This window comes from Citrobacter sp. Marseille-Q5395 (genome assembly GCF_947057495.1).
In the GTDB taxonomy this organism is placed as follows: Bacteria; Pseudomonadota; Gammaproteobacteria; order Enterobacterales; family Enterobacteriaceae; genus Citrobacter; species Citrobacter murliniae.
In genome coordinates, this window is the sequence record NZ_CAMSEL010000017.1 from 104,820 (window position 1) to 118,104 (window position 13,285).

The following is a 13,285-nucleotide window of genomic DNA, read 5'->3' on the forward strand; positions in this document are numbered from 1 at the left end:
CACCTCTTATTCTTCTTTAAAGCCTTCAGCTACATCTGGCCAGCTAATTTCGCCAGTGGCTTTATCGATACTGATATAGGCCATCGGAGGGGATGTTTGTGGATCGGCTGCACCTCGGCATAACTCCGTTTGATGGTCTTCGCGAACGATAATCTCAATTGCGTTCTTAGCATTCCAGCTCTCATAAAAAACACATTGATAGTCATGGCGCAAATCGAGGGTAGCGACTCGTGTCGCTTTATCCGTAGATAATGGATTAATGTCGTCACGATAGCGGTCACCCTTGTTTAAAGGTTGCAGCTGTGATTTTTTTAACCAGCCGCGTACGATATGGCGATCGGCGGTGTAGTAGACTACTTCAATAAAATCATCTTTTGACTCTTCCTGAGCAGAAACGATATCGCCGGGAACCAGGAAGGTGGAGCGGCTCCGACACTGCTCATCCGGCATCGAATAGAATCCTGCGCGCGTGCTGCCGTTTATCTGATAAAGGTTACTTGCGGCTGGGGGCATCTTTTCGCGCTGTGACATCGCTTTATTTGCCCACGCCTCACATGCTGGGCTCACAGGTAGCGGATTAGTTAACGGTGCGAGCCCATCTACTGTGACCCAACCGGTAGCGAAGGTGCCGTTTGTGTCCCGATAACGGACATAACGAAAGGGTTCGTCTTTGGAAAGCATGCCTGTGCTTTCATAACGCTGCGAACTTCTCAGCACCTCTACTGTGTCGCTATTGACCAAAAAAGCGGGAAGCTGGCATTTGCTGGCTGGAGCGGAGTAGAAATGCAGCCTGGACCCAGTGTCCACTTTAGCAGAGGCGTAAAGATAATTTGCCTCTCCTGCCACGATTCCGGCTATTCCTTCACAATCCTGCTTTGCATAGCAAAATGGTGATATGCCGCACAGCATCAACGTTGCAATGATCCGTTTATCCATGATGTTGTTTCTTCCCTGTTAATGGTTGCATTAAGAGACGATGCTATGGCTGCACTTCCCGCCATTCACCGTTAGCAAGGCTTTCCAGGGTGTAGTTGCCCATCGCATAACGGATCAGACGCAGCGTAGGGAAACCAACGTGCGCCGTCATCCGCCTCACCTGGCGGTTACGACCTTCATACAAAGTGATTTTCAACCAACTGGTGGGAATATTTTTCCGCTCGCGTATAGGCGGATTTCTTGGCCACAACCACTCTGGTTCTTCAACAATCTCAATGCCCGCAGGTAGCGTTGGGCCATCGTTGAGCGTCACACCATTGCGCAGGGCCTCCAGGGCTTCCGGTGTTGGTTCACCTTCTACCTGGACGTAATAGATTTTTCCGGTGCGCTTGCCCGGTTGTGTCAGACGGGCCTGTAGTGCTCCATCATTAGTTAGCACTAAAAGTCCTTCGCTGTCCCGATCTAAACGGCCAGCGGCATAGACACCCTGTACAGGAATAAAATCTTTTAACGTTCTTCGGCCCGCTTCGTCAGTAAATTGCGGCAAAACATCGTAGGGTTTATTGAACAAAACCACGCGTTTTGGCTGGTTTTCTTTACGCTGTTTAGTGACTTGTCGTGAGCTGAATCGCTCAACCCGGTGATTTCTAAAAGAAGTTTTTTGCATGGTATTTTCAGATTATATCAATTGCCGCATTATAGCCTAAGAACGAGTGTCTTTCATGGCGGCGAACAATAGGGTAGTATTGACACGCTCATTACAAATCATTAACAAAAGTTGCTCTAACGCATCCGTGTAGCAGGACGCAAACGCACATGCAGCGTGATGACAGACGAGCAGAACCAGAAGCGCTCGAAGGAGAGGTGAATGGAAAGCAAAGTAGTTGTTCCGGCGGAAGGTAAGAAGATCACCCTGCAAAACGGCAAACTCAACGTTCCTGAAAATCCGATTATCCCGTTCATTGAAGGCGACGGTATCGGCGTTGATGTAACCCCACCGATGATTAAAGTAGTCGATGCTGCTGTCGAGAAAGCCTATAAAGGCGAGCGTAAAATCTCGTGGATGGAAATCTACACCGGCGAGAAATCCACCCAAGTCTACGGCCAGGATGTCTGGCTGCCTGCTGAAACCCTTGATCTGATTCGTGACTACCGTGTTGCCATCAAAGGCCCACTGACTACGCCAGTTGGCGGCGGTATTCGCTCTCTGAACGTAGCACTGCGCCAGGAACTTGACCTGTACGTTTGCCTGCGCCCGGTACGTTACTACCAGGGCACCCCAAGCCCAGTTAAGCATCCTGAACTGACCGATATGGTCATTTTCCGTGAAAACTCTGAAGACATCTACGCAGGTATCGAGTGGAAAGCTGACTCGGCTGATGCTGAGAAAGTGATTAAATTCCTGCGCGAAGAGATGGGCGTGAAGAAAATTCGCTTCCCGGAACATTGCGGCATTGGTATCAAGCCGTGTTCTGAAGAAGGAACCAAACGTCTGGTTCGTGCAGCGATTGAATACGCCATCGCTAACGACCGTGATTCTGTTACCCTGGTACACAAAGGTAACATTATGAAGTTCACCGAGGGCGCGTTCAAAGACTGGGGTTACCAGTTAGCGCGTGAAGAGTTCGGTGGTGAACTGATCGACGGTGGCCCGTGGGTTAAAATTAAGAACCCGAAAACTGGTAAAGAGATCGTGGTTAAGGACGTTATCGCAGATGCGTTCCTGCAACAAATCCTGCTGCGTCCGGCCGAGTATGACGTTATCGCCTGTATGAACCTGAATGGTGACTATATCTCCGATGCACTGGCTGCACAGGTTGGTGGTATCGGTATCGCTCCGGGTGCAAACATCGGTGACGAATGCGCACTGTTCGAAGCAACCCATGGTACCGCTCCGAAGTATGCAGGCCAGGATAAAGTGAACCCAGGTTCAATCATCCTGTCTGCTGAAATGATGCTGCGCCACATGGGTTGGGTTGAAGCGGCTGACCTGATCGTTAAAGGTATGGAAGGCGCGATTAACGCCAAGACCGTAACTTACGATTTCGAACGTCTGATGGACGGCGCTAAGCTGCTGAAATGTTCAGAGTTTGGTGATGCGATCATCGAAAACATGTAATCCACATTCTGGGTTGTATGAGAACGGGAGCCAAGTGGTTCCCGTTTTTTTGGGCCTTCAAAATTCTTTCCCCAAAACGTTTCCCCAAAAACCAGGCATGCTCACCCTGTTTTTACTTCTACAACTATCCAATCCTTACCTCTGTCGTCGTTATATTTGTCTGTCATTTTTCTTGATTTATGTCCCAATAATTTCTGTGTATCAATTCCTTGTTCTCTATATATTCTTTCTGAAAGCGATCGTTGCTCATGAAAGGTTGGGGCGGTTCCTGCCTCCCATTCAATGCCGCATTTATCTCTGGCTTTCTTAAATGTTGTAGTCAGGCTATTTGATGAAACGCCATCACCTCTGGTTGCTTGTGAGGTAGTATGTCGGTAGTGAACAAGATATTTGCTTACTACGGCATCACGACATTTTGAGATTACCTCGCGTAAAGTTAATCCCAGAATTTCACATTTTAGACTCAGTGGTAATGCAAGCCGGGATCCTGTCTTTTCTTGCTCTATATGCAGCATATCATCCCAGACGTCGGAAAATTTCATTTTGCAAATATCTCCCAGTCTCTGGCCGGTGACTAATGCCAGTAACATCCCACATTGTAAATACGGTTGCTGATTTTCGGCTGCTTCGTAGATTTTGGTCCATTCATCAAATGACAGTCTCTGCCTGGTAACTTTATATCTTGGCTGCTTGCTGGCTATTGCTGGGTTATATCCCGGTGGAACGTGACCTGAATGTTGAGCTTCTTTGAAAACATCGATCAACACCATACGAACGACCTGAGCCATTCAGTTATGCCCTTCGGCCTTTATCGCATCAGTTATCTCCGCAATGTCCAGAGTCGAAATATCCTTGAGGTGTTGCATTCCGCAATGCTCCCTGAATAATCTCAGGGGCTTATTCTTCTGCATATATGAGTTTGGGCGAAGCTCATTATTCTTCAGTCGCTCGTCCTGAATTGCTATGTATTTATCAATCCACTCTGTAACGGTGATATCAGTTCTTTTGCCTTTCATGCGGGCTAATCGGTCATTCACGCTCAGTATCTGCCGCGTACGTTGTTCAGCAATAATGGTATTTGCTTCTGTAGCGACCTGCTTTGCTTCCACTTCGTCAGTTCCGAGGCTGTGAAAGCGTCCTGAAACAGGGTGCTTGTATTGCCAATACACTTTCCCAGTACGCTTATCGAGCTTGCAATACAGGTTGGGTATTGAGATTTTATGAGTGCGTGGTCTAGCAGCCATCAGCAATTATCCGTTGTAATCTTGGGCTAGCCGAAGTCGGAATTTTCGGTTCTACAAGCATCCCTACAAATCGGGCATTACGATCAACCATCCAGCAGCGACCAACCTTAATTGCTGGAGGTACCATCATTTTTCCCTTTGCATATTTTTTCAATATGCGTTCACTTGGTGCTTGTTCTCCAAATTCCTCTTTTGCCCAGTCAAGTAAGGGGATCATTCGCGACATTATTTTCTCCATACAACCCGGCTGCACCCGGGCTTACAAAATTATAATTTACTGCTGGCTGGCATAGGTGGGACAGCATAGAGCGGTCCTGGCGCAACATCGTGACGACGCCATCGGATATCGCAGGTTCTTTCTTCACCTTCTTTGTGCCAGGCAACGACATCTGCCACTGGCTCGGCGTTCCTACCTGCCAACACCTCATCTACCACCTTCAACATATCAGCGAGAATGTAAGCTCTGTTCCCTCCGTTTGAGTACTGGGTATCATGCTGCAGGTGTTCGCGTATCTGGTGCAGGCGATCGAGTGATACAGGACCTTGCGCCGGGTGGTTGTTAGTTGTCATGGGTTATTCCTTAAACTGCTAATTGCAGTTGCATGTCGAACCGGTCACGCTGCTCGCAGTACGCGAGAGAGCCGGGGCTGTTATGCGATTCAATGCGCTCTACCATTAACGCGGCGCGGGTTTCTTTTGAAGCTGGCGCGTAAGCACCAGACCATGCTTTATCGATGCCGATGTTACGGGCGACATTTGTACTATCAGCGCTGGCTAACGGTAACTTTGTGAATATCAGCGGGTTTAACATGCGCAAACCGTGCAACTTCGTGACAGGCTGGCTGTGAGCATCAACAACATGACGAATCAGGTCTTTCATTCTGGCTACAGCAAGGTTGGGGCGCTTAACGTCATAGTCACCACATGAACCGATTGCAACGCGGGGATACTCATTGCAGAGCCTGATAAAACGCTCGTCGCTTTCATTCATGTGCCAGACAGGAACGCCGAAAAACTCCCCATGCGGCCACTCATCAAGAAGCGCTTCGTTCTCTTCCTCGCCGCCGTCGATAACATCCGGGATGATGGCGAAATCAAAGCTAGGATGATTTTTCCAGCGGGCCACAAACTCGTAGTAATCGCTCCAGTCGATTTTGTTTTTGCCAGCTGCTTTCCACGCAGTGAATGCACCGTTGTCCAGCGCGAATGACTGGCAGTATTCAGCCGCGAGGTTAATTTGCCCGGAGTGCGCGAAACTGATAAACGCATGGCGTCCTTTCCACGCTTTTATGGCGCACGTATCCGGCGTTATTGGTCCGCCGTGATAGTGAATCATCTCACTCTCCCTTCACGCCAATGCCAGCGGCGCGGATTTCGTGAATAGCGTTGTCATTACCGGCACACCATCCCTCGGCATAATCCCGGCTGAATCCGCTCATGTGCATGACTTCGTCAACACTGCGTTTTGGCAAAATGACTGCCCGCACCTCAAGTTCAGCTTTCTGAGATTGCAACTCTGCGACCCCCACATTCACAATATCGCTGGCTTTTCCCACTACATTCATCAGTTCATTCATTGCAGCCAGTTTTGATTGCAATAATGCGCATTTTTTCTCTAATTCTTCGTAAGTTGGTTTTCCAATGGCGGTCATGGTGCTTTACCTTTACGTTCCTGTTCCAGTTGCACAAGAGACTCTTTTAATGCTGCGAACGTAGCTTCCAGTCTGGTGGCGACTTCGCGCATAAGCGGTGCATGCTTTGGTGGCAGTTCAGCAACGGAGGCAAAAGCCTCCGCAACGAGTTCTTTTACCTTCATGCGGCGCATTGGCGCAGCTCCACCAGTTCGTTAAAGCGGTTCATGAACAGGCCATAGGCTTGACCAGGACGGAGAGGGATAACCCGAACGAGATCAGAACAGGGAATACCTTCGAGAATTTCCCACTTCGAACCGTCATCGATTTCCAGATCACGGCGCTCGGTAGCTAACATGGTTAGATCGGCATATTTCACGACAGCAGCTTGTTCAAGAGAGATACCGAATTTAAAGCGAATAAGACCATCAATATAAGTTTCCATGCGGTGGTAGTCAGGCAGCAAGGCTTTGAGCGGGGCTGGAATATCCTGGCTATGCCTCCGCAGCGTCGTGCATCAGCGCTTCAAAGGCGAACTCTGGCGGCACAATCTGGCTTACAAGCACAGAGTGCTGGGCCACGCTGTAGAACTCTGGGAGATGCCCAGCGAATCGACAGATGTTGGAAAGAGCAGTCGCGATATCCTCAACATCGATATCGTCGATTGTGGCGGTCAGGTAGTTAAATTTTTTACCGGATAATGTCTGAATGTAGCTCATGTCTTTCTCCATATTGGCGCGCTGCACCGCGCAGATTTTGGTTGCACGAATCCCTTACCCGAAGGTGAATAAAAGTTTTGGGTTTCGTTTAACTAAGCACCCTAGTAGGGCACATAATTAAACGGGCGATCGCTATCGCCTGTCAGGCCCTCCAGCTAACAGAAGCGCATTTCCGTTTACTGAAAAAATGACTGACATACATGGCGAATGGACATAGTGCTTTTTCAGTTGGGTAAAGAAACTGCTATTCGTGACAAGTTCGTCGTCCTCTCCAAATAATTAATCTGGAGAACAGAGAATAGTTTGAAAATGAGTGGGTGCAATATTTTGTAAAAAGGATGGTGTTATAATTTTGTTTGTTGAAGAATAGATATAAGTATTAGTTTGTAAAACCCGCATAGCGGGTTTGGAAATGGGTTTAATGATTGTCATAATAATTAATTGGCCAACCGTCTTTTTTGTCTGGATTGATTATTGGCCACTTTATATTTTTTAGTTTCTCATATTTTCCATTAACCTTGAGTTCTCTCTTGGCTTCAATGATAATGTCGTCTAATAATACTTTAAGTTTATCAAGTCTGGATTTTTGTGCAGACATAAGGTCTATGTCGTCAAACTCCCATTGAATAAAAAGATTTTCTTCATTTTCTATGAATGAACGGATTTTATTTCCACACTCTTCTGTCAAAAATAATGAAGATAGTTCACCTATTCTACTTAGCTTTTCAAGCTCACTTGAGAAAGATTTGTTAAGGTTTTCATCTTCTTCTTTTGATTTATAACTAAAGTAGGTTGGGAATTGTGAATTGCGATGTAATTCATATTGATACCAATAGTCAGCTGCGTTTTTCAGAAGATATACACAGTCAACTAATTGCGTATACAATTCTATTCTTTTGTCCCACCATTTCTCTTTATAATAACGGCCGAGTGCATACCGTGCAGTTAAGTAAGCTGCTACCGAGCCTGTTACAAGTCCTATAATTACCTTTGATATAAGGTCATACCATTCCATTGTCATTCTGCCTACGTAAGATTATATATCGATAATATCATACAATTGTTAAGTATAGATGTCTTGTTATTTATTAACATTTACCCATATTAAATCATGCGGGAAGTATTGAGATAAATCCATTTCAGCCTCCCTAAAAGTTTGGATAAACTAGCGGCAAAAACACTATCAGTTCTGCCTGTTCTCACGCCGCTCTTGCTCTCAAGTGGGTATAGACTTAACTCCAACGCGATTGTTGGTGCTACATTACGTTTACGCGTAGGTGATTAAACAGATCATTGACGCTGTAAATATTCAAATTGTTAAAGAGCGAAGCATCCGGAAGAGGCTTTTTGTTGTCATAAATATCTTCAGTGATGGCCAGTGACTGACTGATATTCCTACGTTATTGTTCTCCGACAACAGTAGGTAAGACGGTTCCTTTTCATCGTATAAAGCTGTCGATGACTGGTAGTCACTCCAGCCCGTAATCCTTCCCTAAGATACATGTCAGCGAATCATCCGGTGCCACCGGCGGCTACTTCGTGGGCGTCCTGCCTGTTCGCTATGGAGTAGACAATAAAATTAAATTGCGAATAACGCAAGTAAATAATTGCGAATTGCGCAATGTTAGGTGCATAAAAAAACCGCCATAAAGGCGGTTTCAACATTGATATGTAGCGTCAGGCGTGACGTTTGAATGATTGAGATTGGCTTATCATTACTTTCCCAAAAATGTAAAAACGGTGTTCGTTAGTCTTGTCCACGGACCATTCTCTATATTTTGGGTTATCCGATATCACCAACAACTTATCAGGTATCATCTGTAATCGTTTGACGTAAATTTTATCATCAAAACCAAATACATAGATTCCATCACCATCGAACTCATGAATAGAGATATCAACGAAGAGAAGATCACCAGGCTCAATTGTCTCAGCCATACTGTCGCCTCGAACGTTGATTACCTTTACTTGATCTGCCGTTCTTCCGCCGAACATCGCTAGCGCACGTTCATTGTTGTATTCGATTGACCTGATGACATCAATGATGTCGCTGCCTTGAATAAAGCCGCCACCAGCACTGGCACTAACATCAAGAATCTCCACTCTAAACACAGATCCATCTCCAGAATGTGGATTACTACCACTGTATTCACATACAGTAGTTTTGTTTCCACCTGGAGTAAATAGATCAGCAACGCTAACGCCTAAAGCTTGAGCATATTTGCTAAGTGATTGTTCAGTAAATGACTTCTGCTTGCCAGTTTCTACACGCGAGATGTTAGCTCCGTCGACACCAACAGCTTCAGCAAGATCAGCGATTTTTAGACCCTTCGCAGTGCGAAGTTCTCTTATGCGGTTTCCTATGTTCATGCGTCTATTACATGTTTTTTTTGCGTGATGTGCAAAGCAACTTGCGCAAGTCGTATGTTCCAATTAATATGCGTTTTACGCAATTAAAGGAGGGTATATGCAATCACCGTTACGAATCTTGCGTAAATCGCAAGGTATGACTCTTTCCTATGTAGCAAAAGGGGTTGATATCGACCCGGGAAATCTAAGTCGGATAGAGCGAGGGCAGCAAATTGCTTCCCTAGATATTGCTGAACGTCTAGTCCGTTTCTTCTCGGGAAAAATCAATGAGCTAGAAATCCTTTATCCACATCGCTATTCGAACTGTACAGGCGCGAGTACAGACATAAAACCACAGGAATAAGGGGTTAACCGTGGGTAACGAACCAATCTGGAAAGTCGAACGTCAGCCTAGTTGGCTGGTGGTAGCGATTAAAAAAACGATTACCGATCTGCCTGGTGGATATGCTGAGGCTGCGGAATGGTTGGGCGTGACAGAGAACGCATTGTTCAACCGCCTTCGTGTTGACGGCGACCAAATCTTCCCGCTGGGCTGGGCAATGGTTTTACAACGTGCTGGTGGTTCAACTCATATTGCTGATGCCGTTGCGCGCCATTCTCAGGGCGTATTTGTACCGCTGGCAGACGTTGATGATCTGGATAACGCCGATATAAACCAGCGCCTGATGGAGTCGATTGAATGGATAGGTCGTCATTCTAATTTTGTACGTAAAGCCACGGCTGATGGGGTAATTGACGCAGATGAGCGTGCTCAGATTGAGGAAAACAGCTATCAGGTTATCGCGAAGTTCCAGGAGCACGTAACGCTTCTTTATCGAGTTTTTTGTGTCGCTGAAAAGAGTGACGCCCGCGAGTGTGCAGCTCCGGGCGCCTTGGCGAACAACTCTTCGAGTATGGAGAAATAATCCGCATGAGCAGTTTAACGGCTTTTAACCGTCTACCGCAACTCAGGATGATCCCGGTTTCGGGTACTCCGTTGTTTCGGTATGAACGCAGATTATCAAACCGCTGGATTCCGTGTAACCACAGTAGGGCGGTTTCAATTGTGGGGGTCTACAACCGGAGGGCAAAACGCCTGTGCGCGAACTTAACCGAAGGTTCAAAGACCACCGTGGAGTGCCAGTCCGTGTTATCCGCTGGGAGCCAGAAACACAGCGCGTTATCTATCTGCGTGATGGCTACCCGCACGAATGCTTCAGCCCACTTGAGCAGTTCCGACGGAAATTCAGGGAAATGAATAAATCGAGTAGTGTAAGCATTGAGAATCACTACCTAAATCAACCTGAAGGAAAAGACCATGACTGAAGCCGATATCGTATTTGATTACAAATTTAACAGCCCATTACATCGTTTAATCATGTTGTTTATCCAAGTAAGCGGAAGCGGTGATGGGGGTAAAGAAAAGCTTATTTCAGATAAGAGATTTACAGACATATGCTGTTGCAGCTCAGCAGATTTTATAAGCGCTATCAATTACCTGACCGAAAACGGCTTTCTTTTGAGGAAAAATTACGGGATGCAGTTCGGTGAGGCTACCAGCGGTTATGTCATTACTGTGCCGGATTGGTTAAGGAAGGAACCATGGGAACATTGATTCAGTTACTTGATCGTCCAATTGCTTACAACCCGGCTTTTGCCAAGCTGAGAGTTGGCAAAGTTAAAGCTGGCCCGGTTGCGGCTGTTTTTCTTTCGCAGATGGTCTACTGGCATAACCGTATGGATGGCGGCTGGATGTATAAGACCCAGGCAGATATTGCCAGCGAGACTGCATTAACCCGTGATGAACAGGAAACGGCTCGCAAACGTCTGATACAGCTTGGCGTTCTGGAAGAAGATCGCCGTGGTGTCCCAGCAACGATGCACTACCGCATTAATCCTGAACGCCTGGAAGCGCTGCTGCTCGAAACTACGCAGTCAGTGAAGAAGGCCGCACCTCAGAACAAAACCAGATTGCGGAACATCCAGAATGTGGAAATGCCGCAATCTGGATTGGTGCAGTCCCGCAAACTAGATTGCGGTGATTCCACAAACAAGGATGTGGAAACCCCGCAAACAAGTATGGGACAACCCAACGAACAAGCCTGCGGGGATCCCACAAACTTTCATACAGGAGATTACACAGAGAATACTCAGGAGAGTACACAGGATAAAAAAACTTATTGTCCGGTTGCGCAGCAACCCGACCCTGAAGTTGTGATTACCGACCAGGCAAAAAAGGTTTTAACCCATTTGAACCAGACCACCGGCTCAAGATTCCAGGTATGCAAAACCTCGCTTGAGCATATCCGCGCTAGGCTGCGAGAAGGTTTTACCCCTGAAGAGATGGTGATGGTCATCGACTACAGCAAAGAAAAATGGGGGGCTGATATCAAGATGGCTGAATACCTCCGCCCAACAACGCTGTTTATCCCGTCAAATTTTCCTGGCTACCTCCAGTCTGCAACTCGCTGGGATTCTGCTGGGCGTCCGGAACGTAAGGATTGGGGAAGGGCACGAAAGCATGACCCAATGAAATTCGGCCCGGTCGATACCAAAATCCCAGAGGGGTTCAGAGGGTGACGTTAAACAAATATTGCCAGGCGCTGGCGGTACTGCGTAGCCAACCAACCCATGAATTGAAAGAAGTTGGCGATCAGTGGCGGACACCGGATCTGCTTTTTTGGGGGATCAACACGCTATTTGATCCATTAGTTCTGGACCTGTTTGCAGACGACGACAACGCGAAGTGCCCGGCATGGTACACCGCCGAAGATAACGCGCTGACGCAGGACTGGTCTGAACGTCTGGCAGAACTAGGTGGCGCTGGCTATGGCAACCCACCGTATAGCCGTTCGCAGTACCACGAGAAACAAGTGATCACTGGTATGACGCACATCATGAAGTACGCAGCAGCCCAGCGCGAGAAGGGCGGTCGCTATGTATTCCTGATAAAAGCCGCGCCAAGTGAAACGTGGTGGCCGGAAGATGCCGATCACATTGTATTCATTCGCGGGCGCATTGGGTTCGATCTGCCAGTGTGGTTTGTACCTGTTGACGAAAAACAGAAGCCCACCAGCGCGTTTTTTGCCGGTGCCATAGCTGTATTCGATAAGTCATGGCGTGGTGAGCGGTTCAGCTATATCAACCGTACAGAACTGGAGGCAAAAGGGCGGGCGTTTATGACTTTGGCGCAATTTGCTGCCAGCAAGTCTCAACCTGCAACTGCCACACAATCTGTAGCTGACAAGCCAGAAGCAGAGTTGCCACTTACCCAGAAAGATATTTTTGATATCAGCGGTGTCGAGGCGTGGGCATGCGTCAGAGCTGCGTTCGGCGATAAAGAAGAATACACATTCAGTGAATCGAAGTTTGGGCATACCTGGGCGGCGGATTCTGTCGAAGCACCGGAATTCACTCAGGTATCACCATTAACGATCGACAAAGCGAAGCTGCTTATTCGTGAGAGTATTTTGTTCGGTGTGGATGAGTGGCTGTTGTCGATTGAATTCGATGACGCTGCTGCGCGCCTGGATATGTCGGAACGTATTCGGACTGTTGCCCTTGAAGCATCTGGTGAATATGGCATGAACAGTACTGATTTCATTGCAACTATGGGAAGCCTGGATGTTTCCAGTTGGTCCAATATTCGCCAGATCCGCATGCACATCCGTGAGAAAGCTAAACCAGTATCGGATCCGCTTCCCGAGTCCCGTATCTGGCCGCTGGAGGTTGGAATTGTATTCGACCAGGTGGATGGTGCTGACATGCTGGATGAATCACAGCAACACAAGCTGAAAGCCAATATCAATCAACTCTGGCTGGAGCGGACTGTCACCAGCGAAATCATTACTGCTGCTTCTGAACTTGTTCGCAATATGCGGGGAGAGCCCGCGTGAAACTGGTCCTGCCGTTTCCTCCGAGCGTGAACACTTACTGGCGCGCCCCTAACAAGGGGCCGCTGGCCGGTCGTCACCTCATTAGCGCTGATGGCCGTAAATACCAGAGCGCTGCCTGCGTGGCGATCATTGAGCAATTACGACGTCTCCCGAAGCCATCGACTGAACTGGCAGCGGTAGAAATCACTCTGTACCCGCCGGATGCGCGCCGCCGGGATATCGATAATTACAACAAAGCCCTGTTTGACGTGCTGACGCATGCGGGTGTCTGGGAAGACGACAGCCAGATTAAGCGCATGCTGGTGGAATGGGGACCCGTTGTGCCGAAAGGTCGGGTAGAGATAACGATCAGCAGATATGAACCGGCGGGTGCAGCCGCCTGATATGGAGA

At 47.6% G+C, this 13,285-nt stretch carries 16 protein-coding genes and 3 pseudogenes; 8 read left to right on the forward strand and 11 right to left on the reverse strand.

Translation table 11 applies throughout. The features are described from left to right. Window positions 1-6 precede the first annotated feature (6 nt). Window positions 7-936 (reverse strand): lysozyme family protein, encoded by a 930-nt coding sequence (locus OH663_RS18710; protein WP_200011834.1) that lies wholly within the window; start codon window positions 934-936, stop codon window positions 7-9. A 43-nt stretch (window positions 937-979) separates the two neighbouring features. Then, window positions 980-1,603, reverse strand: coding sequence for a 23S rRNA pseudouridine(2457) synthase RluE (rluE, locus tag OH663_RS18715; protein WP_045441858.1), 624 nt, complete (start codon window positions 1,601-1,603; stop codon window positions 980-982). A gap of 201 nt (window positions 1,604-1,804) precedes the next feature. Between rluE and icd the strand changes: the two genes are divergently transcribed. After that, window positions 1,805-3,055 carry an NADP-dependent isocitrate dehydrogenase gene (icd, locus tag OH663_RS18720; RefSeq protein WP_198904455.1) on the forward strand — a complete coding sequence of 417 codons (1,251 nt, stop codon included), beginning with the start codon at window positions 1,805-1,807 and terminating at the stop codon, window positions 3,053-3,055. 101 nt (window positions 3,056-3,156) lie between these two features. Here the strand turns inward: icd and OH663_RS18725 are convergent. From OH663_RS18725 to OH663_RS18765, 9 genes and pseudogenes are all read right to left on the reverse strand, one after another. Beyond that, window positions 3,157-4,299: pseudogene (locus OH663_RS18725) on the reverse strand (phage integrase Arm DNA-binding domain-containing protein). Continuing rightward, window positions 4,289-4,525, reverse strand: a complete 237-nt coding sequence (locus OH663_RS18730; protein WP_087878718.1) for an excisionase — start codon at window positions 4,523-4,525, stop codon at window positions 4,289-4,291. The pseudogene OH663_RS18725 and the gene OH663_RS18730 overlap by 11 nt, the downstream one beginning before the upstream one ends. Before the next feature lie 41 nt (window positions 4,526-4,566). Continuing rightward, the gene (locus tag OH663_RS18735; RefSeq protein ID WP_200011832.1) at window positions 4,567-4,869 is read right to left on the reverse strand and encodes a hypothetical protein; all 303 of its coding nucleotides are present in this window, start codon (window positions 4,867-4,869) and stop codon (window positions 4,567-4,569) included. Window positions 4,870-4,879: 10 nt separating this feature from the next. Next, on the reverse strand, window positions 4,880-5,635 hold the full coding sequence (locus tag OH663_RS18740) for a hypothetical protein (protein ID WP_200011830.1): 756 nt from the start codon (window positions 5,633-5,635) through the stop codon (window positions 4,880-4,882). Between the two features lies 1 nt (window position 5,636). Beyond that, window positions 5,637-5,801 (reverse strand): annotated as a pseudogene (locus OH663_RS26120) (ead/Ea22-like family protein); the annotation flags it as partial. A gap of 146 nt (window positions 5,802-5,947) precedes the next feature. Beyond that, window positions 5,948-6,124 (reverse strand): hypothetical protein, encoded by a 177-nt coding sequence (locus OH663_RS18750; protein ID WP_200011826.1) that lies wholly within the window; start codon window positions 6,122-6,124, stop codon window positions 5,948-5,950. Next, a pseudogene (locus tag OH663_RS18755) lies at window positions 6,112-6,649 on the reverse strand (HD family hydrolase). The gene OH663_RS18750 and the pseudogene OH663_RS18755 overlap by 13 nt, the downstream one beginning before the upstream one ends. Before the next feature lie 418 nt (window positions 6,650-7,067). Then, a complete protein-coding gene (locus OH663_RS18760) occupies window positions 7,068-7,670 on the reverse strand; it encodes a hypothetical protein (RefSeq protein ID WP_233617151.1) in 603 nt (200 codons plus the stop codon). 656 nt (window positions 7,671-8,326) lie between these two features. Continuing rightward, complete coding sequence (locus OH663_RS18765; protein ID WP_060854491.1) at window positions 8,327-9,019, reverse strand: XRE family transcriptional regulator; 693 nt, start codon at window positions 9,017-9,019, stop codon at window positions 8,327-8,329. Between the two features lie 97 nt (window positions 9,020-9,116). Here OH663_RS18765 and OH663_RS18770 point away from each other — a divergent pair, with 97 nt between their 5' ends. From OH663_RS18770 to OH663_RS18800, 7 genes are all read left to right on the forward strand, one after another. Then, on the forward strand, window positions 9,117-9,362 hold the full coding sequence (locus OH663_RS18770) for a helix-turn-helix domain-containing protein (RefSeq protein ID WP_061381731.1): 246 nt from the start codon (window positions 9,117-9,119) through the stop codon (window positions 9,360-9,362). 10 nt (window positions 9,363-9,372) lie between these two features. After that, window positions 9,373-9,924, forward strand: coding sequence for a YmfL family putative regulatory protein (locus tag OH663_RS18775; protein WP_079905865.1), 552 nt, complete (start codon window positions 9,373-9,375; stop codon window positions 9,922-9,924). Between the two features lie 172 nt (window positions 9,925-10,096). Further along, window positions 10,097-10,324, forward strand: coding sequence for a DUF4222 domain-containing protein (locus OH663_RS18780; protein ID WP_223306644.1), 228 nt, complete (start codon window positions 10,097-10,099; stop codon window positions 10,322-10,324). After that, on the forward strand, window positions 10,317-10,613 hold the full coding sequence (locus tag OH663_RS18785; protein WP_047411977.1) for a hypothetical protein: 297 nt from the start codon (window positions 10,317-10,319) through the stop codon (window positions 10,611-10,613). The genes OH663_RS18780 and OH663_RS18785 overlap by 8 nt, the downstream gene beginning before the upstream one ends. After that, complete coding sequence (locus OH663_RS18790; RefSeq protein WP_200011824.1) at window positions 10,601-11,578, forward strand: conserved phage C-terminal domain-containing protein; 978 nt, start codon at window positions 10,601-10,603, stop codon at window positions 11,576-11,578. The genes OH663_RS18785 and OH663_RS18790 overlap by 13 nt, the downstream gene beginning before the upstream one ends. Beyond that, complete coding sequence (locus OH663_RS18795) at window positions 11,575-12,894, forward strand: phage N-6-adenine-methyltransferase (RefSeq protein WP_200011822.1); 1,320 nt, start codon at window positions 11,575-11,577, stop codon at window positions 12,892-12,894. The genes OH663_RS18790 and OH663_RS18795 overlap by 4 nt, the downstream gene beginning before the upstream one ends. Further along, window positions 12,891-13,277, forward strand: coding sequence for a RusA family crossover junction endodeoxyribonuclease (locus tag OH663_RS18800; protein ID WP_200011820.1), 387 nt, complete (start codon window positions 12,891-12,893; stop codon window positions 13,275-13,277). Before OH663_RS18795 ends, OH663_RS18800 begins: the two co-directional genes overlap by 4 nt. Window positions 13,278-13,285 lie beyond the last annotated feature (8 nt).

Excerpts from the sequence above, each read along its gene's own strand:
- OH663_RS18735 (WP_200011832.1), bottom strand. The coding sequence starts at position 4,869 with ATGACAACTAACAACCACCCGGCGCAAGGTCCTGTATCACTCGATCGC.
- OH663_RS18760 (WP_233617151.1), bottom strand. The coding sequence starts at position 7,670 with ATGACAATGGAATGGTATGACCTTATATCAAAGGTAATTATAGGACTT.
- icd (WP_198904455.1), top strand. The coding sequence starts at position 1,805 with ATGGAAAGCAAAGTAGTTGTTCCGGCGGAAGGTAAGAAGATCACCCTG.
- OH663_RS18710 (WP_200011834.1), bottom strand. The coding sequence starts at position 936 with ATGGATAAACGGATCATTGCAACGTTGATGCTGTGCGGCATATCACCA.
- rluE (WP_045441858.1), bottom strand. The coding sequence starts at position 1,603 with ATGCAAAAAACTTCTTTTAGAAATCACCGGGTTGAGCGATTCAGCTCA.
- OH663_RS18740 (WP_200011830.1), bottom strand. The coding sequence starts at position 5,635 with ATGATTCACTATCACGGCGGACCAATAACGCCGGATACGTGCGCCATA.
- OH663_RS18785 (WP_047411977.1), top strand. The coding sequence starts at position 10,317 with ATGACTGAAGCCGATATCGTATTTGATTACAAATTTAACAGCCCATTA.
- OH663_RS18730 (WP_087878718.1), bottom strand. The coding sequence starts at position 4,525 with ATGTCGCGAATGATCCCCTTACTTGACTGGGCAAAAGAGGAATTTGGA.
- OH663_RS18790 (WP_200011824.1), top strand. The coding sequence starts at position 10,601 with ATGGGAACATTGATTCAGTTACTTGATCGTCCAATTGCTTACAACCCG.
- OH663_RS18770 (WP_061381731.1), top strand. The coding sequence starts at position 9,117 with ATGCAATCACCGTTACGAATCTTGCGTAAATCGCAAGGTATGACTCTT.
- OH663_RS18750 (WP_200011826.1), bottom strand. The coding sequence starts at position 6,124 with ATGCGCCGCATGAAGGTAAAAGAACTCGTTGCGGAGGCTTTTGCCTCC.
- OH663_RS18765 (WP_060854491.1), bottom strand. The coding sequence starts at position 9,019 with ATGAACATAGGAAACCGCATAAGAGAACTTCGCACTGCGAAGGGTCTA.